The sequence below is a fragment of the Actinoplanes sp. NPDC049681 genome, from assembly GCF_044465265.1.
Classification (GTDB): domain Bacteria; phylum Actinomycetota; class Actinomycetes; order Mycobacteriales; family Micromonosporaceae; genus Actinoplanes.
The window spans coordinates 721,405-743,036 of record NZ_JBITLP010000005.1 but is presented as its reverse complement, the minus strand read 5'-3'; the positions used below and the strand labels follow the sequence as shown (position 1 = coordinate 743,036).

Genomic DNA, 21,632 nt, shown 5'->3' with positions numbered 1-21,632 from the left:
CGCGGGGCGGGCGGGCTCGCCGTGGTCGGCGGCGGCGCGGTGGGCAGCGCCTCGTAGTCGACGATCCCGCTGCTCTCGAGCAGGGTCATGTGCGTCATGACGAACTGGTTGGCCTGCTGCGCGAGCTTGCGTACGGTGTCGTTGCGGGTGCTCGAGCGGATCGTGGCGATCGCGGGGAAGATCTTGCCGTGGGCGGCCCGGAGCCGGTCGATGTAGATCTCGTCGAAGTCGGTGCCGTCCGCCGCCGCCATCTCGGCGAGCCAGCCCTGCTGGTCGGTGTTGGGCTCGTCGGGGAGCTCGACGCCCAGCTTCTTGGCCGCCTCCCGGTCGAACTTGTCGAGGAAGCGATGCTGTCGCGCGATCTCCCGCCCGATGGCGCGGATCCTGCCGTCGTCCGACTTGCGCTGCGCCATGTCGCCCGCCGGTATCTCCCAGAGGCCCGCCAGGCGGACCCTGACCACGAAGTCGCGGTCGGCGGCCGACACGGCACCCACGTTGCGGTCGGACAGCAACTCGTTCGGCGGGAGGGGCACCCCGGAATCGGCACGCGCGATCCGGGGCTCGATCAGGATCGTGATGACGGCGGCGGTAGCGGCGATCCACCACAGGCGCAGGTGCCACCGTGATGCCGGCTGGGTTGGGCTCATCACCACTCCTTCGACGCTGCGTCGCGACCCGCGCACAGTCCAGGCAGTGGTACGCGATCGTGGCGCCGTCGGATCGATCATCGCCAGGCTTAAGCGAACGTTAAGGAACGGCGTTGGCCTGCGACGCGTCGCCGCCGTAGTGGGCGAGGACCCGGTGGTCCATCACTCGCCGCCACAGCGGTGGGATGAGCGCCAGCACGAGCATCGTGGCGTATCCGGCCGGGAGTTGCGGGGAGACGTCGAAGCTGCGCAGGGTCTGATAGCGCCGCAGCGGGTTCGCGTGGTGGTCGCTGTGCCGTTGGAGCTGGAAGAGGAAGACGTTGGTGGTCAGCCGGTCACTGTTCCAGCTGTGCCGGGCGTCGACCTTCTCGTACCGGCCGGCGGCGGTGCGCTGCCGCAGCAGCCCGTAGTGCTCGAGATAGTTCACCGCCTCGAGGACGGAGAAACCGACGAAGGCCTGCAGCATCAGGAACGGCAGCACGCGCGGGCCGAACGCGGCGGTCAGGACGGCGAACAGCACCACGGTCATGGCCCAGGCATGAAGGATCTCGTTGTGCACGCCCCACGGCGTCCGTCCGCGCAGCCGATGCCGCGAGGTCTCCAGCCGCCAGGCCGACCGCAGACTGCCGACGACGGTACGCGGCCAGAACCGGTAGTACGACTCGCCCAGCCGGGAGCTGGCGGGATCCTCGGGCGTGGCGACGCGTACGTGGTGGCCGCGGTTGTGCTCGACGAAGAAGTGCCCGTAGCCGGTCGGCGCGAGGGCGATCTTGGACAGCCACCGTTCGACGCTCTCGCGTTTGTGGCCGAGCTCGTGCGCGGTGTTGATGGCGATGCCGTTGACCAGCCCGGCCGTCAGCACCAGGCCCAGGCCGCCGATCAGGCCGGCCCCGCGGCTCCAGACCGCGCAGGCCATCACCAGCGCGGCGAACTGGGCGGGCAGGAACAGGTAGGTGATCCACCGGTAGTACGGCGATGCCTGCAGGGCGGGGACGGCCTCCTCGGGCGGGTTCTCGCGGTCGTCGCCGACGAGCAGGTCGATGACCGGGATGACGCCGAGGATGAAGACCGGCGTCAGCCACCAGGCCCAGCCGGAGCCGGTGGCGAGGGCCAGCCCGAGGCCGGCGAAGGGCAGGGCCGGCACCACGAGGGCGAGCGGCCAGAGCGGGCGTCTGGTGTCTCGCCAGACGGATGCAGCGATGTCCATGCGGCTATGGTTTACACCGAGCCGCTCCGTGTCAAGTAAGTGCCTGCTGAACAGGCTCTTTGGCTACTGCAGCAGGCGGACGAAGATGTCGGCCAGCACGTCGGCGGCCTCGGCGGGCGAGGATTGCGGCAGGATGATGTGGCTGACGGTGAGGCGGACGATCGAGTCCGAGGCGACGTCGAGCGCCGCGGACCCGGTGCCCTGCACGTGGGCGCCGGCCCAGTCGCGGATCACCTCGCCGGCGGCCTGCAGCACGACGTCCGCACGCGTCGTCAGGTAGGGCAGGAGCTCGTCGGCGCCCCCGCGGGCGCTGGTGAGGATGGCCCGGACCAGCGGGTTGCGCTCCGCTTCCTCGAGCGCGTAGAGGATCGCGGCTCGCGCGGCCGCGCGAACGTCGGCGCCGTGGCTGAACAGCCGCTCGCGCACGCCCGTCGCGAAGAGCTGAATCTCCCGTACGGCGACGCCCTCGGCGAGGCCGGCGCGGCTGTCGTACTCGTTGTAGAGGGTCTGGCGGCTGACCCCGGCCAGGCGCGCGACGTCGGCCATGCGCACGCTGTTCCAGCCGTGCGTGATCGTCAGCTCGCGCGCGGCGACGATGAGGGACTCCCGCAGGCGGGCACGGCTGGACTCGCGGAACGACGGTGCAGCGGACATGTCAGTGCATCGTAATGGCGCCCGGGGTGGCTCCCGGTCGGTACCGGTGCGCGCCGGCACACCGGCGCGCACCGGGCGGGCGTCCGCCGGCGGGTGCGGACGCCCGCCCGCGCCGGCAGTTGTGGGGGAAGGGCCACTGCCACGCGCGGGGTCCACTGTAGCCATACTTTACAGGCGTGGCGTCCATGTCAAATCGAGTCGGCGGGAGGGTCAGTCGACGAGCGCGGAGTACACCAGCTGACGCAGCTGCGGCCGTACCGGGTGGGCGCTGGACGGCAGGAGCTGGGTGAACAGCATCGCCGTGAGCTCCTCGGCCGGGTCGATCCAGAAGGCGGTGCTGGCGGCGCCGCCCCAGAAGAACTCGCCGCGGCTGGCGTGCGTACGGCCGGGCACCGGGTTCTCCACGACGCCGAACCCCAGCCCGAAACCGACGCCGTCGAGCGTCGTCTCGGCGAACCCGCCGGTCGCCAGCCTCCCCAGGTCCTGGCCGCCGGGCAGCTGGTTCGTGGCCATCAACCGCACCGTGCGGCTTCCGAGGATGCGGGCACCGTCGAACTCGCCGCCGCGCAGCAGCATCTGGGTGAAGCGGTGGTAGTCCGCGGCCGTCGAGATCAGACCGCCGCCGCCGGAGAGCAGGGCGGGCGGGCGCCGGGCGGCGGCGCCGAGCCGGTCGTCGCGGACGGCGCGGCCGGTCGACGGGTCCGGCGCGTAGAGGGCGGCGAGGCGGTCGGCGTCGGGTTCGTCCACCCACCACCGGGTGTCCGTCATCCCGAGCGGCTCGAGGATCCGCTCGGCGACGAACTCGTCGAGGCGCCGGCCGGACACCACCTCCACGAGCCGGCCCAGCACGTCGGTGGCGACCGAGTAGCCCCACCGGGTGCCGGGCTCGAAGAGCAGGGGCAGCCGCGCCCATTGGTCGCACGCCTGCGCGAGGTCGGTGCCGGCCGGGGCGCCCCATTCGTGTCCGGCGGCCCGGTAGAGCGCGTCGACCACGGAGGTGTGCATGAAGCCGTACGTCAGCCCGGCGGTGTGGGTGAGCAGGTGCCAGACCCGGACGGGTTCGGTCGCCGGGACGGTGAACGGTTGCCGGGCGCTGCCCTTCTCGAAGACGCGTACGTCGGCGAACGCCGGGATCCAGCGGCTCACCTCGTCGGTCAGCTGGAACGCGCCTTCCTCCCACAGCGCCATCGCCGCCACCGAGGTCACCGGCTTGGTCATCGAGTAGATGCGCCAGAGCGTGCCGGGTTCCACCGGCAGGCCCGCCTCGCGGTCGCGGTCGCCGTACGCCGACGCGTGGGCGATCTCGCCGCGGCGGGTGACGACGATCTGCCACCCGGTGAGCAGCCCGGCGTCGACGTACCGGGCGAAGTGTCGGTCGATGCGCTGCAGGCGAGCCGGATCGAAGCCGATCTCTGCCGGGTCCACGGTGCGTTTCACCCGGCCATTAGAACAACGTTCTAGAATCCTGTCCAGAGTGCCGGAGGGCGCCGGGAAGGGGCCGAAGATGCCACTGAACCTCGATGTCGTCGCAGCGGAGTCCGGGCCGTACGAGCGGTCCTGGACGTCCACGGACACGTTGCTCTATGCGGTCGGCGTCGGCGCGGGTCTGGACGATCCGCTGAGCGAGCTGCCGTTCACCACCGAGAATTCCCACGGGGTACGGCAGTCCGTGCTGCCGACCTTCGCGGTCCTCGTCGCGCAGGCGCCGGGCGGCCGCGACCTCGGCGACTTCGACCCCGCGATGATGGTCCACGCCGAGCAGGCGTTCGAGCTGCACCGGCCGCTGCCGGCCGAGGGGCGGGCGAGCGTGACGTCGAAGGTCACCGGCATCTACGACAAGGGTTCCGGCGCGCTGGTGGTCATCGAGGCGGTCGCCGCCGACCCCGGCACCGGCGAGCCGATGGTCACCTCGCGGTCCTCGGTGTTCGTCCGCGGGGAGGGCGGTTTCGGGGGCGAGCGCGGCCCGCGCGACGAGTGGCCGGAGCCGGACCGGGATCCCGATCACCGCCTGACGTACGCGACGCGGCCGGAACAGGCGCTGCTCTACCGCCTGAGCGGGGACCGCAATCCCCTGCACTCCGATCCGGCCTTCGCCGCGCGGGCCGGCTTCCCCCGTCCGATCCTGCACGGCTTGTGCACCTACGGGGTGACCGGCCGGGCGCTGCTGCACACGCTCGCCGGCTCCGATCCCGCGAGGTTCGCCGCCATGTCGGGCCGGTTCAGCGCGCCGGTGTTCCCCGGGGAGGCGCTGACCGTCTCGATGTGGGTGGACGGTGACCGGGCGAGGTTCCGCACCGCCAAGGACGACGGCACGGTGGTCATCGACCGGGGGAGTGTCCTGATCCGGCCGGCCTGAAGCCGTTGTTGGGATTGGCGAGCGCGGTCACCGTGCAGAAGCCGATGGGCCCGCTGGTGTCATACATGGTGCAGCGGCCCACGGCGGTGCCGTCCTGGCCGAGGTGCCCCGCGGATTCCAGCCCGATGGCGTCGCCCACCGGCTCGCGGCTCAGCGCCAGCGTGTAGTCGGCGTTGATGTACTGCAGTCCCGCCGTTCCGGCGTGGGCCAGGGGACTGGCGAAATCGGCTGCCAGCGCGGCGCGTACCAGTGGGGTGAGGGGTTCGCCCGCGACCAGCTCGTGGGTCTCCCGCAGCCAGGCCCGCCGGGGGTGGCCGGAGTCCCAGCCCGTTGCCGGCTTGCCGTCGGCGTCGAGCAGCCAGGTGTCCCAGGGGACCCGGCGCGCGGAATTGGTCCGATGCGGTGCGGGGCCGAGCCGGTCGGGGCCGGGAACGTCCCAGGCCGGGGTGGCCGGCACGTCCCCGGGCGGCTGGTCGCCGCGGCGCAGCAGCACGGCGCTCGCCCGCGCCGCCGGGCCGTCGGAGGTGAGCACGGTCGCGTCGACGACCCGGATCCGGCGGCCGTCGCGAACCCTGCTGGTGACCACCTGCACCGGCACCATCGGGGTGCTGCGGAACAGATCCACGGTCAGCCGGGCGACGTGCAGCCACGGCTCGGCGTGTTCGCGCTCGACGGCCCGGGCGAGCAGCCCGCCCAGCAGCCGGCCGTGCAGCATGTCGGCGCCCCAGGGACTGCGGGCGTGCGGCCCCGGCACGAGCCGGTCCCCGGAGGGGCTCAGGAAGGCCTCCCGCAGGTCGGTCAGGGTCATGGCGAACCTCTCGTCTCAGCCGGCGTCGCGGAGCGGATCGAGCCGCCGGATCAGCCGGATCGCCGCCTCGGTGATCTGATTGGCCTTGCGCCTGGTGGCACAGGTGGCGATCTCTCGTCCGGCCTCGCCGATGACCGTGGTGAGCACGGCGACGGTGAGCCGGTCGACCGGGTCGGTGCCGGCGCCGAGCAGGACCGCGTTCTGGCGTACCCACTCGCGGCCCCGGCTGCGGCGGACGAGTTCGAACCCGGGCGGTCCGTCGCCGTCCATGAACAGCCGTGCGAGGTCCCGGCGCTGCCACGAACCCTCCAGGAAGGCCCGGGCGCCGACGATGAAGAGGTTCAGCGGATCCTGCTCGCCACCGGCGCGAGCCTTGGCGACCGCGGTGGCCGCTGCCTGCTCGTGCGCGCTCTGATGGTCTTCCCACAGCGCCAGGAAGAGCTCGGTCTTGCCGCCGAAGTGGTGGTACAGGCTGCCGACGCTGGAGCCCGCGCGTTCCACCACCGCGGCCACGCCGGCCTCCGCGAATCCTTTCTCGACGAAGACCTCCCGGGCGGCCTCGAGCAGGAGGCGGCGAGTCTCGGCGGTGCGGCTCCATTGCCAGGCGTTGCTGTTGCCTTTATGAACCATTTTCGTCTCTTCTTGACAGGCTGCCGGTAGCGGCGCAGGCTGAATTCAATCCTAGAGTATCGTTCTAGAAAAGGGCGGTCCATCGATGGTCGACTTCTCGCTCAGCGACGAGGAACGCCAGATCCGCGACACCGTGCGTGCCTTCATCACCCGGGAAGTGATGCCCCTCGAGCAGGAGGTCCTGCGCAACGAGCGCACCGGCGCCCCGGCCGTCGACCCGTCCGTGCTCCGGGAGCTGCGGGACAAGGCGCGCCGGGCGGGATTCTGGGGAATCAACACCCCCGAGGAGTACGGCGGGATGAACCTCGGCGCCGTCATGACCGCGATCCTCGTCATGGAGACCGGGCGGACGTTCGTGCCCTTCAGCTTCGGCGGCACCGCGGACAACATCCTGTACGGCTGCGACGACGAGCAGAAGAAGCGCTACCTCATCCCCACGCTGGAGGGAGAACGCCGTTCCTGCTTCGCCATCACCGAGCCGGGCGCCGGTTCCGACGCGCGCAACATCCGCACCCGGGCCGTCCGCGACGGCGGCGACTGGGTCATCAACGGCGAGAAGACCTTCATCACCGGGGGAGCCGAGGCCGACTTCGTCATGGTCTTCGCCGTCACGGACCCCGGCCGCGGTGCCGACGGCGGCGTCACCTGCTTCCTCGTCGACCGGGACATGGGCTGGAAGTCGGAACCCATCCCGACGATGGGCCAGTGGGGTCCCGCCTCGCTGGTCTTCGACGACGTCCGGGTGCCGGCCGCCAACGTGCTCGGCGAGGTGAACCAGGGATTCCCCCTCGCCATGCGCTGGATCGGCCAGGGCCGGTACATCATTCCCGCGCACGCGATCGGCGCCGCGGAGCGGATGCTCCAGATGGCCGTCGACTACGCGAAGATCCGCTGCTCGATGGGCCGGCCGATCGCCGATTACCAGGCGATCCAGTGGCAGATCGCCGACTCGCAGGTGGAGATCGAATCCGCCAAGTGGCTCACCCTGTACGCCGCCTGGCGGGTGCAGCAGGGCATGGACGCGCGGCATGCCTCCTCGATCGCCAAGCTGCAGGGCGCGACGATGGCCAACCAGGTGGTCGACCGGGTGCTCCAGATACACGGCGGGCTCGGGTACACCAAGGAACTGCCTATCGAACGCTGGTATCGCGAGCTGCGCCTGCTGCGCATCTTCGAGGGAACCGACGAGATCCAGCGCCGGACCATCGCCCGCAACCTGCTCAAAGGGCACGCCCGGCTCGGCGGGATCGGCGAATGAGCATCCCGCGCCGGGCGGTGCGGGAGCTGTTCAATCCCCGTGCCATCGCGCTGGTCGGTGCCACGGACAAGTCCGGCTGGTCGGTGAGCACGTACGAGAACCTGCGCGCGGGTGGCTTCCCGGGCACGGTGTACCTGGTCAACCCGCGTACCGAGGTGGTGCACGGCGAGCGGGCGTACCCGAGCCTGTCCGCCCTTCCCGGCCCGGTCGACCTCGCCTTCGTGATGGTGCCGACCACCGCCGTGCTGCCCGTGCTGCGCGAGGGCGCCGGACTGGGCATCCGCAGCTACGTGGTCCTGACGGCCGGTTTCGGCGAGACGGGCGAGGAGGGACGCCGGCGCGAGGACGACCTGGCGGCCTTCGCGCGCCGGCACGGGCTGACGGTGCTGGGCCCGAACGGCAACGGATACCTCAACGTCGCCGCGAACGTCATGCCGTACGGGCTGCCCCTCCCGGCGCCGCTGCCGGCCGGCCCGGTGGGCATCGTGCTGCAGAGCGGGGCCCTGGCCAGTTCCCTCCTGGCCTTCGCCCAGGCCCGCGCCATCGGCATCAGCCTGCTCACCTCGATGGGCAACGAGACGCTGGTGTCCGTGACCGACGTCGTGGACTACCTCGTCGACGACCCGGCGACCCGGGTCATCGCCCTGTTCCTGGAATCGGTGCGCCGCCCGGCCGACTTCGCCCGCGCGGTGCGGCGGGCGGCGGCGGCCGGCAAGCCGGTCGTCGCCATGAAGATCGGGTCCAGCCCGCTCGCCTCGAGCACGGCCAGGGCGCACACCGGCGCGCTCGTCGGCGACGACGACGTCGTCGACGCCGCGTTCCGGCAGCTCGGCGTGGTACGCGTACGCGCCCTCGAGGATCTCATGATCACCGCAGGCCTGCTCGGCGAGATCGGCCCCCTGCCCGGTTCCCGGCTCGGCGTGGTCACCCCGTCCGGTGGCGCTTCCGAGATCATCGCGGACCGCGCCGAGGCGGAGGGGCTCAGCCTGCCGCCGTTCGCCCCCACGACGGCCGCGAGGCTCAAGGCGATCCTGCCCGACTTCGCCACCGTGCAGAATCCACTGGACGTCACCGGATACGTGGTCGTCGACCGCACCCTGCTCGGCCGCGCGCTGGACGTGGTCGTGCAGGACCCCGGCATCGACGCGGTCCTGCTGCTGTCCGAACTCCCGCGCGTACCACCGGCCGGCGACCCGGCGCCCATGACGGCCCTCTTCGGGAGCACCGCTGAACGCATCCGCACCTCGCCGCGGCCGGTGGTCGTGGTCGGCACCATGCTGACGGACGTCACCGACTACGGCCGTACGGTCGCGCAGCGCACGGGTTTCCCGCTGGTCGTCGGCGGCATCGAACACGGCATGTCGGCGCTCGGCGCGGCCGCCCGGTGGAGCCCGCCCCGCGCGTGCGGCCCCCGGGTGCGGGGGCGCGGACCGGCCCCGGTCGTGTCCGGTGCGGCCACCGGCGTGTGGACGGAGCATCAGGCCGCCCGGCTGCTCGCCGACAACGGCGTACCGGTCGTACCATCGGCCTTCGCGTCCGATGAGGACGGCGCGGCCGCCGCGGCCGAGAGCCTCGGCTACCCGGTCGTGGTCAAGGCGGTCGCCCCGGGCCTGCTGCACAAGAGCGACGCCGGCGCCGTCCGGCTCCACCTGATCAACGCCGGCGAGGTCCGCCGCGCCCACCGGGAGGTGCTGGCCGCGGCCCGGGCCCGGGACGCCGCCGCGACCGGGACGCTCATCCAGCCGCATCGCACGGGAGGCGTCGAACTGCTGGTCGGGGTGGTCCGGGACCCCGCCTGGGGGCTCGCCCTGGCGGTCGGCCTCGGCGGCATCTGGGTCGAGGCGCTCCGCGACTCCGCGCTGCGCCTGCTGCCGGTCGACGCCGCCGAGATCCGCCGGGCGCTCGGTGAGCTCCGGGGCGCCGACGTGCTCCGGGGCACCCGCGGCACGGAACCCGCCGACCTGGACGTCGTGGCCGGCGCGATCGCCGCGGTGGCCCGGCTGGCGGAGGGTCTGGGCGATCGGCTGGAGGCCTTGGAGATCAACCCGCTGCTCGTCCGCGGTACGCGCGTCGAGGCGCTGGACGCCTTGGTCACCTGGCGGCCCTAGAGTGCGTCGGGGGTGCCGTGTCGCCGTCGACCAGCTCGGTCATGCGGTGCAGGGTCGGGTCGCCCTCGTCGGCGATGTAGTCGTCGGCCCGGGTGAGGTCGGGGCCGCTCGGCACGCCGCGCCCTCGCAGCAACACGGTGCCGGCGACCGCGACGAGGAGGTTGACGGCCAGTGCGAGCATCCCGACGTACACGCTGGCGCCCGTCGAGAGCCCCAGGTGCGACAGCGGCCACGAGGAGCCGCCGAAGTGGGCGCGGACGACGGTGCGGTCGTCGGGGCCGATCTGCGGGATCTGGTAGAGCATCAGCACACCCGTGGCCAGGCCGGCGACGAGCCCGCCGAGCAGCGCGCGACGGTGGAACCAGGCGGTGAACAGCCCCAGGCCGACGGCGGGCACGGTCTGCAGGACGATGACACCGCCGATGAGCTGCAGGTCGACCGCGAACTGGGGATCCAGCAACAGAATGCAGGCGACGGCACCCAGTTTGATGGCCAGGGAGGCGTACCGGCTCACCCGCGCCTCCTGGGCCGCGGTGGCGTGCGGCCGTACGTACTCGCGGTAGATGCTGCGGGTGTAGAGGTTGCCGGCGGCGATCGACATGACCGAGGCCGGCACCAGGGCGCCGACACCGATCGCGGCCAGCGCGATGCCGGCGAACCAGTCGGGGAAGACCGTACGGAACAGCAGGGGCACGACCGTGTTGATGTCGCCGTCGAGCGGCACCACCCCCTTCGACAGCGCGACGTAGCCGAGCAGCGCGACGAAGCCCAGGGCGATGGTGTAGACGGGCAGTGCGGCGAGATTGCGCTGCACGGTGGCCCGGTTACGGGCGGCGAGGACGCCGGTGAGCACGTGCGGATAGGCGAAGATCGCCAGCGCCGAACCGAAGGCGAGGGTGGCGTAGCCGAGGTGGTCGGAGGAGCCCAGCAGCAGACCGTCGCGGACGGTCGCCGTCTTGTCGAAGTGGTCGCCCGCGCTGCGGAACGCGTTCGCCAGGCCGCGGGGGGTCATCGCGATCACCAGCATCGCGGCCAGCACCGTCCAGAGCAGCAGGACGTCCTTGACGATGGACATCAGCGCCGGGGCGCGCAGCCCCGACCGGAAGGTGCAGGCCGCCAGCAGCGTGAACGCGGCGACGAGCGGCCAGTCGCCGGTGATGCCCATCGTGGCGAACACGACGCTGAGGCCGACCAGCTGCAGGGCCACGTACGGCATGGTGGCGACCAGCCCGGTGACCGCCACCGTCCCGGCGAGGGCGCGCGAGCCGAACCGGGCCCGGACGAACTCGGCAGGGGTCACGAAGCCGTGCACGTGCGCGACCGACCAGGCGCGGGTGACCATCAGGTACACCATCGGCGTGGCGATGACGGCGAACGGCACGGCGAAGAACCCCACGGCGCCGATGCCGTAGACCAGCGCGGGCACCGCGACCAGGGTGTACGCCGTGTAGATGTCCCCGCCCATCAGGAACCACGTGACCCAGTTGCCGAAGGCGCGCCCGCCCAGCCCCCACTCCTCGAGGTTGTGCATGTCCCGTGGGCGGCGCCAGCGTGCCGCCCAGAACCCGAGCACGACGACGAGACCCAGCACGCAGGCGAAGGCGGAGAACTCGGTGAGGCTGAGATCGGGTACGGGCATGTCAGCCCCGCACCCGGGTCAGCTGGTACACCAGCGCCGTGACCGCGATCGTGAGCCCGATGCAGGCGATCTGCGCCCAGTAGAAGAACGGGATGCCCCACACCTGGGGCTCGGCGCGGTCGAACAGCGGCGTGATCAGCGGCACCGTCACCGGTATCGCCAGCAGCCAGTGCCACCGGCTGCGCTCCCGCGCGGCGCGCTCGCGCCTGCGGGCCTCGGCGTCCGCCGCCCGCGCGCTGCCGTACGGCTGCTGGGAGGGCCAGCGGCCGCCGGGCGGAAGGCGATCGCCGGGTCGCGGTGGGACGGGGTCCGGCGTGGCGTTGATGTGCCCGAAGGAAGCGGGCATGGTCGTACTCCTTGCTCGTCGTGATCGTCAGCCCGGCAGCGCGCGCAACTGGCGCCGAAGGATCTTGCCGGAAGGGCTCTTGGGGATCCGGTCGACCAGGGTCACCAGCCGGACCTTCTTGTACGGCGCGACCCGCGCGGCCACGTGGGCGATCACCTCGTCCGGGGTCAGTGACCCCTCGGCCGGTACGACGAAGGCGTGCGGGATCTCCTCGCCGTCGCCGTCGTAGCCGCCCACCACCGCCGCGTCGGCGATACCGGGGTGGGTCAGCAGGACCGCCTCCAGTTCGGCCGGCGGCACCTGGTAGCCCTTGTACTTGATGAGCTCCTTGACCCGGTCGACGACGTACCAGTCGCCCGCCTCGTCGACGCGGACCAGATCGCCGGTGTGCAGCCAGCCGTCGGCGTCGACGGTGGCGTCGGTCGCCTCGGGGCGGCCGAGGTAGCCGCGCATCACCTGCGGGCCGCGGACCAGGAGCTCCCCGGTGGTGCCGGGGCCGACGTCGCTGCCGGTCGCCACGTCCACCACCCTGGCCTCGGTCCCGGGCACCAGCTTGCCGATCGTTCCGGGCGGGGAGGCCGGCTCGTGGAACGGTACGGCGTGCGACACCGGCGACATCTCCGTCATGCCGTAGCCCTGGTGCACCGGGCAGCCCAGCCGGCGCGCGCAGGCCTCGGCGAGCTCGGGATCGAGCGGTGCCGCGCCGCTGAACACCACGCGCAGCGCCGACAGGTCGTGGTCGGCGACGGCCGGGTGCTTGGCCAGGGCCAGCACCACCGGCGGGGCGACGAACGCGCGGGTGATCCGCTGCTCGGCCAGGACCCGGAGGAACTCGTCGAGCTCGAACCGGGGCAGGACGACGAGGGTGGCGCCGGCGGCCAGGCCCAGGTTCATCAGGACCGTCAGGCCGTAGATGTGGAACAGGGGCAGCACCGCCACGACCCGGTCGTCGGGCCGCAGGTCCAGCGTGGCCTGCACCTGCCGCACGTTGGCGACCAGGTTCCGGTGGGTGAGCATGACGCCCTTGGCCACGCCGGTCGTGCCGCTGGAGTACGGCAGTGCCGCCAGGTCGGCATCGGGGTCGATCTCCACGCGGGGTGCCGGATCGGTGCACTCCATCAGCTGCCGCACCGAGCGGTAGCCCGGGGCGGCATCGAGGAGGAAGACCTCCCGCACGCCGGTACCGGCGCCGGCCTCGGCGACGCGGCCGACCTGCGCCGAGGTCGTCACGAGCCACGCGGCTCCGCTGTCGCGCAGCTGGTCCGCGAGGTCCTTGCCGGTGGCCAGCGCGTTCACCGGGGTGACGGTCGCGCCCGCGGTCAGCGCCGCGTGGAAGACCACCGGGTAGAGCTCGCTGTTGGGGCTGTAGAGGGCGAGGACGTCGCCCTTGCGCAGCCCGGCCGCCGCGAACCCGGCGGCGAGGCGGTCGACCATGCGAGCCAGCGTCGCGTAGCTGATCGTCGTGCCGGTACGCCCGTCGACCAGGGCCGGGTGCTCACCGCGCGCGGCGGCACCGTCGAGGACCAGCCGGTGCACGGGCAGGGCGGGTATCTCGACGTCGGGCAGGGGACTGGTGAACGGCATGGCGTCTCCTCCAGGTGGGCGGCGGAGCTGTGGCAGACAGCATCGGGCCGCCCCCGGAGCTGGGCAATGTCCGCGCTGCACAACTCCGGCCCGGCTCGGCTGGGCACCGTGCACTCTGCGTGCCGGCATCGTCGCGGCCGAGCGCCGGGCGCCGCTCAGCAGGCGGAGGCGAGCCCCGGCGCCGGTGTGGCAAGCGACGTGTCGGCCGGCAGGAGCCGTACTGCCGTCAGGGCGAGATAGCAGCAGAGGACGTGCCGGTCGTCGTCGAGCGAGCCACCGGTCAGCGTCTCGATCCGGCGCAGCCGGTTGGCCACGGTGTTGCGGTGACAGTGCAGGGCCACGGCGGCCGCGGCCACCGAACGCCCGCCCCGCAGCCACACCTCCAGCGTGTCGACGAGGAGCCGGCGTTCGGCCGGGGTCTGCTCCAGCAGCCGGCCGAGGACGCGTTCGGTGAGCCGGTGGGCGAGGTCGGGCCGGGAGACCACCATGGCCTCCGGCAGCCGGTCGTCGATCCGGTACACCCGGGGTGATCGTGCGGGCGCGGTGGACAGTGCCGTCTCGGCGGCGCGCCGCGCCTCGGCCAGGGAGCCGAGGCCCGCCACCGACCAGGACAGTCCGGCGGGGCGGGGCAGCAGCGGCTCCAGCAGGGCGGCGACGGCGGTCAGCGACTTCCCGCCCAGGGCCAGCACCCCGAACTCCCGGTCGCCGGTGGTGCGCCAGGCCGACCGGACGCCGCGGACGGCCAGGGCGTCCCGCGGCACCGTCAGCGGGCGGTCGCGGGTGGCGTCGTAGCGCAGCGCCACCACCGCGAACCGGTCGTGCGGCGGCAGGTCGAGCGCCGTGGCGGCCGCGGCCGCGGTGGCCGGGTCCAGGTCGGTGCCGGTGAGCAGCGCGTCCATCAGGGCGCCGTGGCGGTCGGCGTCCCCGATGCCGAGCTCGGCCTCGGTGGCGCGGTAAGCGTCGGCGACCACGAGGGAATATCGGTTCACGATGTCGAGGACGCTGCTGGTGGCCTCGGTGACGACGTCGACGGAGCCGGGCGGTCCGCTGCGCGCCTCGGTGAGCAGCGCCTGCCAGATCGTGGCGGTACCCAGCCTGTACGCGTGCAGCACCGCTTCGAGCGGGATGCCCTGGACCGCCCGCCGCCGGCCGGAGGCGCGCGGGGCGTCGAGCGGGTCCACGCCGGCCGGCAGGGCGTCCGCGAGCACCTGCAGGATCCGCTCGAGGTTGGCGTGGCAGGAGTCGAGCAGGTCGGGCCCGGACACCCGCTCCCGATAGCCGTTCGCCTGGTTCGCGTCCTCGATCCGGCGGGCGAGGTCGTGCGCCAGCTCAGGCAGGCGGGAGAGCAACGCGGAGATCAGCTGCCGGAGCGTCCCGGAGCCGGTTGCCGTTGACGTCTGCATCATCTGCCCACCCCATTTCTGACCCGCAACACGCTACTTGACACCCCTGTCAGTTTCAATGACGCTATGTCAAATCGGTACGCGGGGAGGAGCGCCATGTCGCCAGGGAACGCGCAGGTCGCAGTGGTGGTCGGCACGGATCCGGTGGCACCGGCGCTGGCCCGGCGGCTACGGACCGAGGGGCTGCGCGTCTGCCTGGTCGGCGCGGATCCGGCGGACGGCGCGCACGCCGACTGGGCGCTGCCCGGGGACCCCACCGACGTCGATGTGCAGAGCCGTGTCGTACGGGCGGTCGTCGATCGCTGGGGCCGCCTGGACCTGCTCGTCGTGCACACCCCGGAACCGGCCCCGGGGTCGCTCCTCGAATGCGATCCGATCGCCTTCCGGGCGCTGGTCCGCGGCTGGGTGGCCGCGCCGCTCGGCTGGGCCCAGCGGGCGTACTGGCTGGCCATGGCGGACGGTGGCGGCCGCGTGCTGCACCTGGCCACGACCGTCGGGGCGGGACGCGTAGCCCTCGGTGCGGCGATGCTGCGCGGGCTGACCGGGCTGATCGCCGCCGAGGTCGCCCCGGAGGTACGGGTCAACGGGCTGACGGCACCGCAGGGCACGGATCCCGAGCTGTTCGCCGATCTCGCGTACCTGCTGTCGCGCAGCGCGGTGGCGAGCGGCGAGGTGGTCGAGGCCGGCACCGCCGCCGACCAGCTCGAGCAGGTGGCCTGATGGTCGCCCAGACCTCCGGCGCGAGCGCCACCTCCGCCGGCCGGACCCGGCGCCGGCGGGGCATCGTCGAACAGGAGATCTACGAGCACGCGGCCCGGCTCTTCGCCGAGCGGGGCTTCGCGGGCACGAGCCTCCAGGACATCGCCGTGTCCATGGGACTCACCCGCACCGCGATCTACCACTACGTCGACAGCAAGGAGGCCCTGCTCGAGCAGATCGTCACCGAGGTGACGCTCGAGGGGGTGGCGCTGCTGCGCACCATCCGGGGGCGTGCCGACCTGGACCCGCGCGGACGGCTGCGGCTCGCGGCGTACGAGATGGCCAGCCGCAACGCCGCCAACCCGGCGCGGTTCCGGCTCTGGCACATCGGGCAGATGGAGCTGAGCGAGCCGCTCGCCAGCCGCAACGAACGGGCGAAGCGGGAGGTCCTGGCGGAGCTGCGGGGCCTCATCGACGACGGCGTCGACGCCGGGATCCTGCGCCCGGTCGACTCCCGCACCGCCGCCCTCGGCATCCTCGGCATGTGCAACTGGATCGCCTGGTGGTTCCGGCCCTCGCCGGAGCACCCGGTGGAGCCGGTGGCGGAGGCGTTCGCCGAGATGGCGGTGCACGGCCTCGCCGCCGAGCCCGCCGGTCCGGCCGGGACGGCATGGCCCTCGCCGCAGGCGGCATCGGCGCTCGCCGTCCTGCGGGAGCAGGTCGACCGGCTGGAGGCCGCGCTGCAGCACCCGCATCCCTGATCGACCGCCGTGCTATATCACGTTCCTGTTAAAGATTCTCATTGACGCCAGGGTTTTTTGTGTAAATAGTAGAACGCGTTACAGTCGCTCTGAGCCCATCGAGGTCAGCGATGAACGCATCCCTCAGCAGGCGTCAGGTCCTCGCGGGCGCCGCCGCCATCGGCACCGGCATGGCCGTCGGACCGGCCGTCCGCGGGCGGGCGGCGCGGGCCGCCGGGCAGTTCGACGCCGTGGTCGTCGGCTGCGGGGCCGCCGGCATGACCGCGGCGCTCCGGCTGGCCCGGCGGGGCCTCAGCGTGGTGGTGGTGGAGAAGGCGCCGACCTTCGGCGGCTCCGCGGCCAGGTCGGGTGCCGGCATCTGGATCCCCGACAACGAGGTCATCCTCGCGGCCGGGGTTCCCGACACCCCCGCGAAGGCGGCCACCTACCTCGCCGCGGTGGTGAACGGCGACGTGCCGACCGCCAAGCAGCAGGCGTTCCTGGACAACGGCCCCTCGATGATCTCGTTCGTCATGGCGAACAGCCCCCTGCGGTTCCGGTTCATGGACGGGTACCCCGACTACTATCCCGAGCTCGCCGGCGGCATGCCGCAGGGCCGGTCGATCGAGCCGGACCTGTTCGACGGCAAGCTGCTCGGCGCCGAGCTCGAGCACCTCAACCCCGCGTACATGCCGACGCCCCCGGGCGCGTCCGTCTTCAGTGCCGACTACAAGTGGCTCGTCCTGGCCCTGGTCAACGCGAAGGGCTTCGCCGTGGCCGCCGAGTGCGCCGCCCGGTACGCCACCGCCGTGCTGCACGGCCAGACGCCGCTCACCATGGGGCAGGCGCTGGCCGGCGGGCTGCGCGCGGGCCTCGCGGCCGCGGGCGTACCCGTGTGGCTGAACACGCCGTTCGAGGACTTCCGGTTCGACGCGAGCGGCCGGGTCACCGGGGTGGTCGTCACCCGGGACGGGGCCTCCACGGTCATCGGTGCGAACCGGGGCGTCGTCGTGGCCGCCGGCGGGTTCGAGCACAACCTCGCCATGCGGCTGGCGTACCAGCAGGCGCCGATCGGCACCGAGTGGACGGTCGGCGCCAAGGAGAACACGGGGGACGGCATCGAGGCCGGCCTGCGCGCGGGCGCGGCGACGGACTTCCTCGAGGACTCGTGGTGGGGGCCGGCCGTCCCGCTGCCCGAGGAGCCGTACTTCTGCCTGGCCGAGCGGACCCTGCCCGGCAGCCTCATGGTCAACAGCGCCGGGGTGCGGTTCGTCAACGAGGCGGCGCCATACAGCGACGTCGTGCACGTCATGTACGCGAAGAACGGCATCACGCCGGACATCCCGGCATGGTTGATCTTCGATCAGAACTACCGCAACCGGTATCTCTTCCGCGACGTCCCACCGGCTCTGCCGTTCCCGGACTCCTGGTACGACGCCGGAGCGGTTCACAAGGCGCCGACCATCGGCGCCCTGGCAGACCGGATCGGGATTCCCGCCGGCGCCCTGTCCGCCACGGTGAGCCGCTTCAACGGGTTCGCGCGCAGCGGCCGGGACACCGACTTCCACCGCGGCGACAGCGCGTACGACCACTACTACACGGACCCCGCGGTCCGTCCGAACTCTTGCCTGGCGCCGCTCTGGCTGCCGCCGTACTACGCCTGCAAGATCGTCCCCGGTGATCTCGGGACCAAGGGCGGACTGCGGACCGACGCCCGCGCGCGGGTGCTGCACGCCGACGGCTCGCTCATCCCCGGGCTCTACGCGGCGGGCAACTCCAGCGCCGCGGTCATGGGGCACAGCTACGCCGGTGCGGGTTCCACCATCGGCCCGGCGATGACCTTCGGGTACATCGCCGCCAACGACATCGCCGACGGCATCTGATGGACCGCCATGCCCCTCCCCGGTCCCGGACGGTCTCGCGTCGCGGTCTGCTCAAGGGCGGCGCGGTGGCGGCCGTGCTCGGCGCCTCCGGGGGCCGGCCCCTCGCCCGCGCCGCGGCGGCCGGCGCCACCCTCGCCGACGGCGATCACGTGCCGGCCCTCGTCATCGGCAGCGGCTACGGCGGCGCGGTCACCGCACTGCGCCTGACCCAGGCCGGCGTCGCCACCGCCGTGGTCGAGATGGGGATGGCCTGGAACAGCCCCGGATCCGACGGCAAGGTCTTCTGCGACATGCTCCACCCGGACCAGCGGTCGTACTGGCTGCGGACCTCGACCGACCAGCCCCTCGGCTACTTCCTCGGCATCCCGGCCAACAAACCGATCGGCAGGTTCACCGGTGTGCTCGACTCCGAGCGCTTCGCCGGCATCCGCGTCTACCAGGGGCGGGGCGTCGGCGGCGGCTCGCTGGTCAACGGCGGCATGGCGGTGCTGCCCCGGCGCAGCTACTTCGAGGAGGTTCTGCCCTCGGTCGACGCCGACGCGATGTACGACACCTACTTCCCGCGCGCCAACGCCGCGCTCGGCGTCAACTACATCGACCCGGCCTGGTTCGAGACGGCGGAGTGCTACCGGTACGCCCGGCTCAGCCGGGATCAGGCCAACGAGTCCGGCTATCGCACCACCTTCGTGCCCAACGTGTACGACTTCACGTACATGGCCCGGGAGCAGGCCGGCACCGTTCCCCGCTCGGCTCTGGCCAGCGAGGTGATCTACGGCAACAACTACGGCAAGCGCTCGCTGGACAAGACCTACCTGGCGGCCGCGGCGGCGACCGGCCGGCTGACCGTGACCACCCAGCACGTGGTCACCGCCGTCGCGCCCGCCTCCGCCGGCGGGTACGCCGTCACGATGACCCAGATCAGCACCGCCGGCGAGCCGCTGGCCGCCAAGACCGTACGCGCCGACCGGGTGTTCTTCGCCGCGGGAAGCATCGGCACCAGCAAGCTGCTGGTGGCGATGAAGGCCGTCGGCGCCCTGCCCGGCCTGCCCGACGCGGTGGGCCAGGGCTGGGGCAACAACGGCAACGTCATGGTCGGCCGCGCGGACCACGTCTGGGACACCACCGGCGCCCTCCAGTCCGGCATGCCGGCCATGGGCATCGACAACTGGTCGGATCCCGCCGGGCCCGTGTTCGCGGAGATCGCGCCCTTCCCGGCCGGCGTCGAGCTGTGGATCAGCCTCTACCTGGCCATCACCCGCAATCCTCAGCGCGCCCGCTTCGTCTTCGACGCGGGCACCGGCACCGTCGGCCTGACCTGGCAGACGGCACAGAACCAGCCGGCCGTCGACGCGGCCAAGCGGGTCTTCGACGCCATCAACGCGAAGCAGTTCACCGTCTACCGCCGCGACCTGTTCGGCCCCGGCAAGATCTGGGGGGACGACTTCACCTACCATCCGCTCGGCGGGTGCATCCTCAACGAGGCGACCGACAACTACGGTCGGCTGCCGGGCTTCCCCGGGCTCTACGTCATGGACGGTTCGCTGATCCCGGGCTCGACCGGCGTCAACCCGTTCGTCACCATCACCGCCCTCGCGGAACGCAACATCGAGAAGATCATCGAGACCGATCTCTGACGGTACGGCCGCAGCCTCAGCCCGCCCGTGAGCCGGACTCCCACACCGCCGAGAACAGGCGACGGGCCTGGTCGGCGTTGAGGGCGACGAACGTGCCGGTCGCGGCGACCAGCACGGTGTCCGGCTCCGCGGCGGTGGCGATGGTCCCGGTGGCGGTCACGCGCCGGCCGTCGACCGCGGTCGCCTCGGCGGTCAGGCGCAGCGGCGTCTGCAGCGGGACCGGAGCCCGGTACGAGGTCTCCAGGCGCACGGTCATGCCCGGGTGCCCGGAGGCGCTCACCGCGTATCCGAGCATCTGGTCGAGCAGCAGCGCGCTCACACCGCCGTGCGCGTAGCTGGGCGGCCCCTCGAAGGCGAGGCCGAGGGTGCAGGTGCCGACGGTGACGTCACCGGACTGCTCGATGCGCAGGGGCGGGGCCAGGGCGCTGCCGGTGCCCGTCACCGGGTTGTACATGCGGACGCCGTCGAGGAGGTCGTCGGTGCTCGGCGGGGTGGACCGGTCGCGCAGGCGCCCGCCCAGCAGGGCCGTCGCCTCGCGCACGACCTGGGTGGCGCGGTCGAGCTCCTCCACCGGGGCCTCGGTGGAGGAGGCCAGCTCGACCAGCGTGCGCAGCGCGTCGCCGAGCTCGCTCACGGCTCGCCGCCGGCGCTCCAGCGGGGACGGGACCGCCGGGTCGTCACGGCCCTTCACGGCGCGCAGGCTCCGGATGGCACGGGGCGCGATGGCGTCCTGGTGCCAGGCGGCCGACGGGGACTGCTCCGCCGCCCGGCCTGGATCGTTCTCGGTCACCGCACGCCTCCACCGTTCGACGGCCAGGACATGGTTCTACCTCCGCGGGGCTCCACCGCTGATGAATGAAGCTAGTGAAGCTGGTCACATTGCTATAACCTGTTCTAGTTCTCTGGGATCACCCGCAAGGAGGAATGCGATGCCCAAGGTCAGTGTCACGGCCGGCGCCGCGGCCGAACCGCAGAAGGTCTGGCAGGTGGTGGTGGACCTTCCCCGGGTCGCGGAGTGGAACACGATGCACGAGGGCTTCACCGGCGAGGTCCCGTCGACGCTGGACGCGGGCACCACCTACCGGCAGAAGGTCAAGCTGATGGGGATGCCCGCCGAGATGGCCTGGCGGGTGACGGATGTGGCGGCGGCGCAACGACTCGAACAGTCCGGCGACGGCCCGATGGGCGTCAAGGCGAAGAGCCGGATGACGATCGAGCCGTCCGGGGACGGGTCGCAGATCACCTACGAGATGGAGTTCGTCGGACCGGCGCTGGCCGGGCCGATGGCCGGCATGCTCGAGAAGCAGGCCGGCACCGCGGCGCAGCAGTCCCTGGCGAAGCTCACCGCTCTCCTCGGCTGACGTCCCGCCCGGCGTTCCCCCTGCTCCTGTCAGCGCAGGAGCAGGCGGGTGGCCAGCTCGAGGTGGTTGACCACGTCGTTCGCCGAGGCGCGGCGGGTCACCCAGGCGACCAGGTTGGACAGCCAGACGTCGCCGATCACGCGGGCCTTCGCCCGGTCGTCCGGCGTCGGCTCGCCCTCGTGCATGGCCCGGGTGAACATGTCCTCCATGAGCCGCGCGACGGCGTTGACCTCGGCGCTCGCCGACGGGTCGGCGAACATGAACGCGCGCGTCATCGCCTCGGTGATCAACGGCTCCCGCTGCATCACCCGGGTCATCTGGCCGAGCACGTACAGGGTCCGCTCGTGGGGGGTGTCGCCCGGGATGGGCTTGCGGTCGAGCTTCTCCTGGATCCGTTCGAACTCCAGCACCAGGGCGGACACCAGAAGATGGATCTTGGAGGGGAAGTAGCGGTAGAGCGTGCCGAGCGCCACCTCCGCGCGCTCGGCGACCGTACGCATCTGGACGGCGTCGTAGCCGCCCTTGGCGGCCAGCGCCAGGGTGGCCTCCAGGATCCGGCGGCGCCGGTCCCGCTGGGCAGCGGAACCCTGCTGCGCGTCCGCGCCGGCGAGCGTGCCGCGGCCGGCGCCGTTACTGATATTCGTTCTCGACGCTGCCATCCTTGCCTTCCGAGCA

Annotated in this window: 19 protein-coding genes and 1 pseudogene; 8 read left to right on the top strand and 12 right to left on the bottom strand. The window is 72.4% G+C overall.

Annotated features, from left to right (window positions below; translation table 11 throughout):
- Nucleotides 1-95: 95 nt before the first annotated feature.
- The 4 genes and pseudogenes from ACIBO8_RS21635 to ACIBO8_RS21620 all read right to left on the bottom strand — a co-directional run.
- A pseudogene (locus ACIBO8_RS21635) lies at nt 96-647 on the bottom strand (DUF4142 domain-containing protein); the annotation flags it as partial.
- Nucleotides 648-747: 100 nt separating this feature from the next.
- Complete coding sequence (locus ACIBO8_RS21630; protein WP_396117068.1) at nt 748-1,854, bottom strand: alkane 1-monooxygenase; 1,107 nt, start codon at nt 1,852-1,854, stop codon at nt 748-750.
- A 63-nt stretch (nt 1,855-1,917) separates the two neighbouring features.
- Nucleotides 1,918-2,508, bottom strand: coding sequence for a TetR family transcriptional regulator (locus tag ACIBO8_RS21625; protein WP_396117067.1), 591 nt, complete (start codon nt 2,506-2,508; stop codon nt 1,918-1,920).
- A 210-nt stretch (nt 2,509-2,718) separates the two neighbouring features.
- Complete coding sequence (locus tag ACIBO8_RS21620) at nt 2,719-3,945, bottom strand: serine hydrolase domain-containing protein (protein ID WP_396117066.1); 1,227 nt, start codon at nt 3,943-3,945, stop codon at nt 2,719-2,721.
- A 67-nt stretch (nt 3,946-4,012) separates the two neighbouring features.
- Here ACIBO8_RS21620 and ACIBO8_RS21615 point away from each other — a divergent pair, with 67 nt between their 5' ends.
- Nucleotides 4,013-4,864 carry a MaoC/PaaZ C-terminal domain-containing protein gene (locus ACIBO8_RS21615; protein WP_396117065.1) on the top strand — a complete coding sequence of 284 codons (852 nt, stop codon included), beginning with the start codon at nt 4,013-4,015 and terminating at the stop codon, nt 4,862-4,864.
- On the opposite strand, the gene ACIBO8_RS21610 is transcribed toward ACIBO8_RS21615, so the two are convergent.
- Together ACIBO8_RS21610 and ACIBO8_RS21605 are read right to left on the bottom strand one after the other, a co-directional pair.
- Nucleotides 4,827-5,672 (bottom strand): acyl-CoA thioesterase domain-containing protein, encoded by an 846-nt coding sequence (locus ACIBO8_RS21610; protein ID WP_396117064.1) that lies wholly within the window; start codon nt 5,670-5,672, stop codon nt 4,827-4,829. The two genes, ACIBO8_RS21615 and ACIBO8_RS21610, sit on opposite strands and share 38 nt — an antisense overlap.
- A 15-nt stretch (nt 5,673-5,687) precedes the next feature.
- Nucleotides 5,688-6,302, bottom strand: coding sequence for a TetR/AcrR family transcriptional regulator (locus tag ACIBO8_RS21605; RefSeq protein WP_396117063.1), 615 nt, complete (start codon nt 6,300-6,302; stop codon nt 5,688-5,690).
- A gap of 85 nt (nt 6,303-6,387) precedes the next feature.
- Here ACIBO8_RS21605 and ACIBO8_RS21600 point away from each other — a divergent pair, with 85 nt between their 5' ends.
- The gene (locus tag ACIBO8_RS21600) at nt 6,388-7,560 is read left to right on the top strand and encodes an acyl-CoA dehydrogenase family protein (RefSeq protein ID WP_396117062.1); all 1,173 of its coding nucleotides are present in this window, start codon (nt 6,388-6,390) and stop codon (nt 7,558-7,560) included.
- Nucleotides 7,557-9,668: an acetate--CoA ligase family protein gene (locus tag ACIBO8_RS21595; protein ID WP_396117061.1), complete on the top strand. Its 2,112-nt coding sequence runs from the start codon at nt 7,557-7,559 to the stop codon at nt 9,666-9,668. The genes ACIBO8_RS21600 and ACIBO8_RS21595 overlap by 4 nt, the downstream gene beginning before the upstream one ends.
- On the opposite strand, the gene ACIBO8_RS21590 is transcribed toward ACIBO8_RS21595, so the two are convergent.
- The 4 genes from ACIBO8_RS21590 to ACIBO8_RS21575 form a co-directional block, all read right to left on the bottom strand.
- Nucleotides 9,652-11,307: a sodium:solute symporter gene (locus ACIBO8_RS21590; protein ID WP_396117060.1), complete on the bottom strand. Its 1,656-nt coding sequence runs from the start codon at nt 11,305-11,307 to the stop codon at nt 9,652-9,654. The two genes, ACIBO8_RS21595 and ACIBO8_RS21590, sit on opposite strands and share 17 nt — an antisense overlap.
- 1 nt (nt 11,308) lies before the next feature.
- Nucleotides 11,309-11,653, bottom strand: a complete 345-nt coding sequence (locus ACIBO8_RS21585; protein WP_396117059.1) for a DUF3311 domain-containing protein — start codon at nt 11,651-11,653, stop codon at nt 11,309-11,311.
- Nucleotides 11,654-11,680: 27 nt separating this feature from the next.
- Nucleotides 11,681-13,237 carry an AMP-binding protein gene (locus tag ACIBO8_RS21580; RefSeq protein WP_396117057.1) on the bottom strand — a complete coding sequence of 519 codons (1,557 nt, stop codon included), beginning with the start codon at nt 13,235-13,237 and terminating at the stop codon, nt 11,681-11,683.
- Between the two features lie 155 nt (nt 13,238-13,392).
- On the bottom strand, nt 13,393-14,643 hold the full coding sequence (locus tag ACIBO8_RS21575) for a PucR family transcriptional regulator (protein WP_396117056.1): 1,251 nt from the start codon (nt 14,641-14,643) through the stop codon (nt 13,393-13,395).
- A gap of 93 nt (nt 14,644-14,736) precedes the next feature.
- On the opposite strand from ACIBO8_RS21575, the gene ACIBO8_RS21570 reads away from it, so the two are divergent.
- From ACIBO8_RS21570 to ACIBO8_RS21555, 4 genes are all read left to right on the top strand, one after another.
- Nucleotides 14,737-15,360: a hypothetical protein gene (locus ACIBO8_RS21570; protein ID WP_396117055.1), complete on the top strand. Its 624-nt coding sequence runs from the start codon at nt 14,737-14,739 to the stop codon at nt 15,358-15,360.
- Nucleotides 15,360-16,100, top strand: coding sequence for a TetR/AcrR family transcriptional regulator (locus ACIBO8_RS21565; RefSeq protein WP_396117054.1), 741 nt, complete (start codon nt 15,360-15,362; stop codon nt 16,098-16,100). The genes ACIBO8_RS21570 and ACIBO8_RS21565 overlap by 1 nt, the downstream gene beginning before the upstream one ends.
- Nucleotides 16,101-16,270: 170 nt before the next feature.
- Entirely contained in the window at nt 16,271-17,962 is a 1,692-nt protein-coding gene (gene kstD / locus ACIBO8_RS21560; RefSeq protein WP_396117114.1) for a 3-oxosteroid 1-dehydrogenase, read from the top strand.
- Nucleotides 17,962-19,596: a GMC oxidoreductase gene (locus tag ACIBO8_RS21555; RefSeq protein ID WP_396117053.1), complete on the top strand. Its 1,635-nt coding sequence runs from the start codon at nt 17,962-17,964 to the stop codon at nt 19,594-19,596. The genes kstD and ACIBO8_RS21555 overlap by 1 nt, the downstream gene beginning before the upstream one ends.
- A 16-nt stretch (nt 19,597-19,612) precedes the next feature.
- On the opposite strand, the gene ACIBO8_RS21550 is transcribed toward ACIBO8_RS21555, so the two are convergent.
- Nucleotides 19,613-20,296, bottom strand: a complete 684-nt coding sequence (locus tag ACIBO8_RS21550; RefSeq protein WP_396117113.1) for a PaaI family thioesterase — start codon at nt 20,294-20,296, stop codon at nt 19,613-19,615.
- A 229-nt stretch (nt 20,297-20,525) separates the two neighbouring features.
- Here ACIBO8_RS21550 and ACIBO8_RS21545 point away from each other — a divergent pair, with 229 nt between their 5' ends.
- Nucleotides 20,526-20,957 (top strand): SRPBCC family protein, encoded by a 432-nt coding sequence (locus tag ACIBO8_RS21545; protein WP_396117052.1) that lies wholly within the window; start codon nt 20,526-20,528, stop codon nt 20,955-20,957.
- A 29-nt stretch (nt 20,958-20,986) separates the two neighbouring features.
- Here ACIBO8_RS21545 and kstR read toward each other — a convergent pair whose 3' ends face one another.
- Nucleotides 20,987-21,616: a cholesterol catabolism transcriptional regulator KstR gene (gene kstR / locus ACIBO8_RS21540; RefSeq protein ID WP_396117051.1), complete on the bottom strand. Its 630-nt coding sequence runs from the start codon at nt 21,614-21,616 to the stop codon at nt 20,987-20,989.
- Nucleotides 21,617-21,632: the final 16 nt, after the last annotated feature.

What these genes read in the sequence shown, in the direction of transcription:
- ACIBO8_RS21555 (WP_396117053.1), top strand. Translation starts at nt 17,962, where the DNA reads ATGGACCGCCATGCCCCTCCCCGGTCCCGGACGGTCTCGCGTCGCGGT.
- ACIBO8_RS21605 (WP_396117063.1), bottom strand. Translation starts at nt 6,302, where the DNA reads ATGGTTCATAAAGGCAACAGCAACGCCTGGCAATGGAGCCGCACCGCC.
- ACIBO8_RS21585 (WP_396117059.1), bottom strand. Translation starts at nt 11,653, where the DNA reads ATGCCCGCTTCCTTCGGGCACATCAACGCCACGCCGGACCCCGTCCCA.
- ACIBO8_RS21595 (WP_396117061.1), top strand. Translation starts at nt 7,557, where the DNA reads ATGAGCATCCCGCGCCGGGCGGTGCGGGAGCTGTTCAATCCCCGTGCC.
- kstD (WP_396117114.1), top strand. Translation starts at nt 16,271, where the DNA reads ATGGCCGTCGGACCGGCCGTCCGCGGGCGGGCGGCGCGGGCCGCCGGG.
- kstR (WP_396117051.1), bottom strand. Translation starts at nt 21,616, where the DNA reads ATGGCAGCGTCGAGAACGAATATCAGTAACGGCGCCGGCCGCGGCACG.
- ACIBO8_RS21570 (WP_396117055.1), top strand. Translation starts at nt 14,737, where the DNA reads ATGTCGCCAGGGAACGCGCAGGTCGCAGTGGTGGTCGGCACGGATCCG.
- ACIBO8_RS21545 (WP_396117052.1), top strand. Translation starts at nt 20,526, where the DNA reads ATGCCCAAGGTCAGTGTCACGGCCGGCGCCGCGGCCGAACCGCAGAAG.
- ACIBO8_RS21600 (WP_396117062.1), top strand. Translation starts at nt 6,388, where the DNA reads ATGGTCGACTTCTCGCTCAGCGACGAGGAACGCCAGATCCGCGACACC.
- ACIBO8_RS21630 (WP_396117068.1), bottom strand. Translation starts at nt 1,854, where the DNA reads ATGGACATCGCTGCATCCGTCTGGCGAGACACCAGACGCCCGCTCTGG.
- ACIBO8_RS21625 (WP_396117067.1), bottom strand. Translation starts at nt 2,508, where the DNA reads ATGTCCGCTGCACCGTCGTTCCGCGAGTCCAGCCGTGCCCGCCTGCGG.
- ACIBO8_RS21575 (WP_396117056.1), bottom strand. Translation starts at nt 14,643, where the DNA reads ATGATGCAGACGTCAACGGCAACCGGCTCCGGGACGCTCCGGCAGCTG.
- ACIBO8_RS21565 (WP_396117054.1), top strand. Translation starts at nt 15,360, where the DNA reads ATGGTCGCCCAGACCTCCGGCGCGAGCGCCACCTCCGCCGGCCGGACC.
- ACIBO8_RS21590 (WP_396117060.1), bottom strand. Translation starts at nt 11,307, where the DNA reads ATGCCCGTACCCGATCTCAGCCTCACCGAGTTCTCCGCCTTCGCCTGC.
- ACIBO8_RS21615 (WP_396117065.1), top strand. Translation starts at nt 4,013, where the DNA reads ATGCCACTGAACCTCGATGTCGTCGCAGCGGAGTCCGGGCCGTACGAG.
- ACIBO8_RS21580 (WP_396117057.1), bottom strand. Translation starts at nt 13,237, where the DNA reads ATGCCGTTCACCAGTCCCCTGCCCGACGTCGAGATACCCGCCCTGCCC.
- ACIBO8_RS21610 (WP_396117064.1), bottom strand. Translation starts at nt 5,672, where the DNA reads ATGACCCTGACCGACCTGCGGGAGGCCTTCCTGAGCCCCTCCGGGGAC.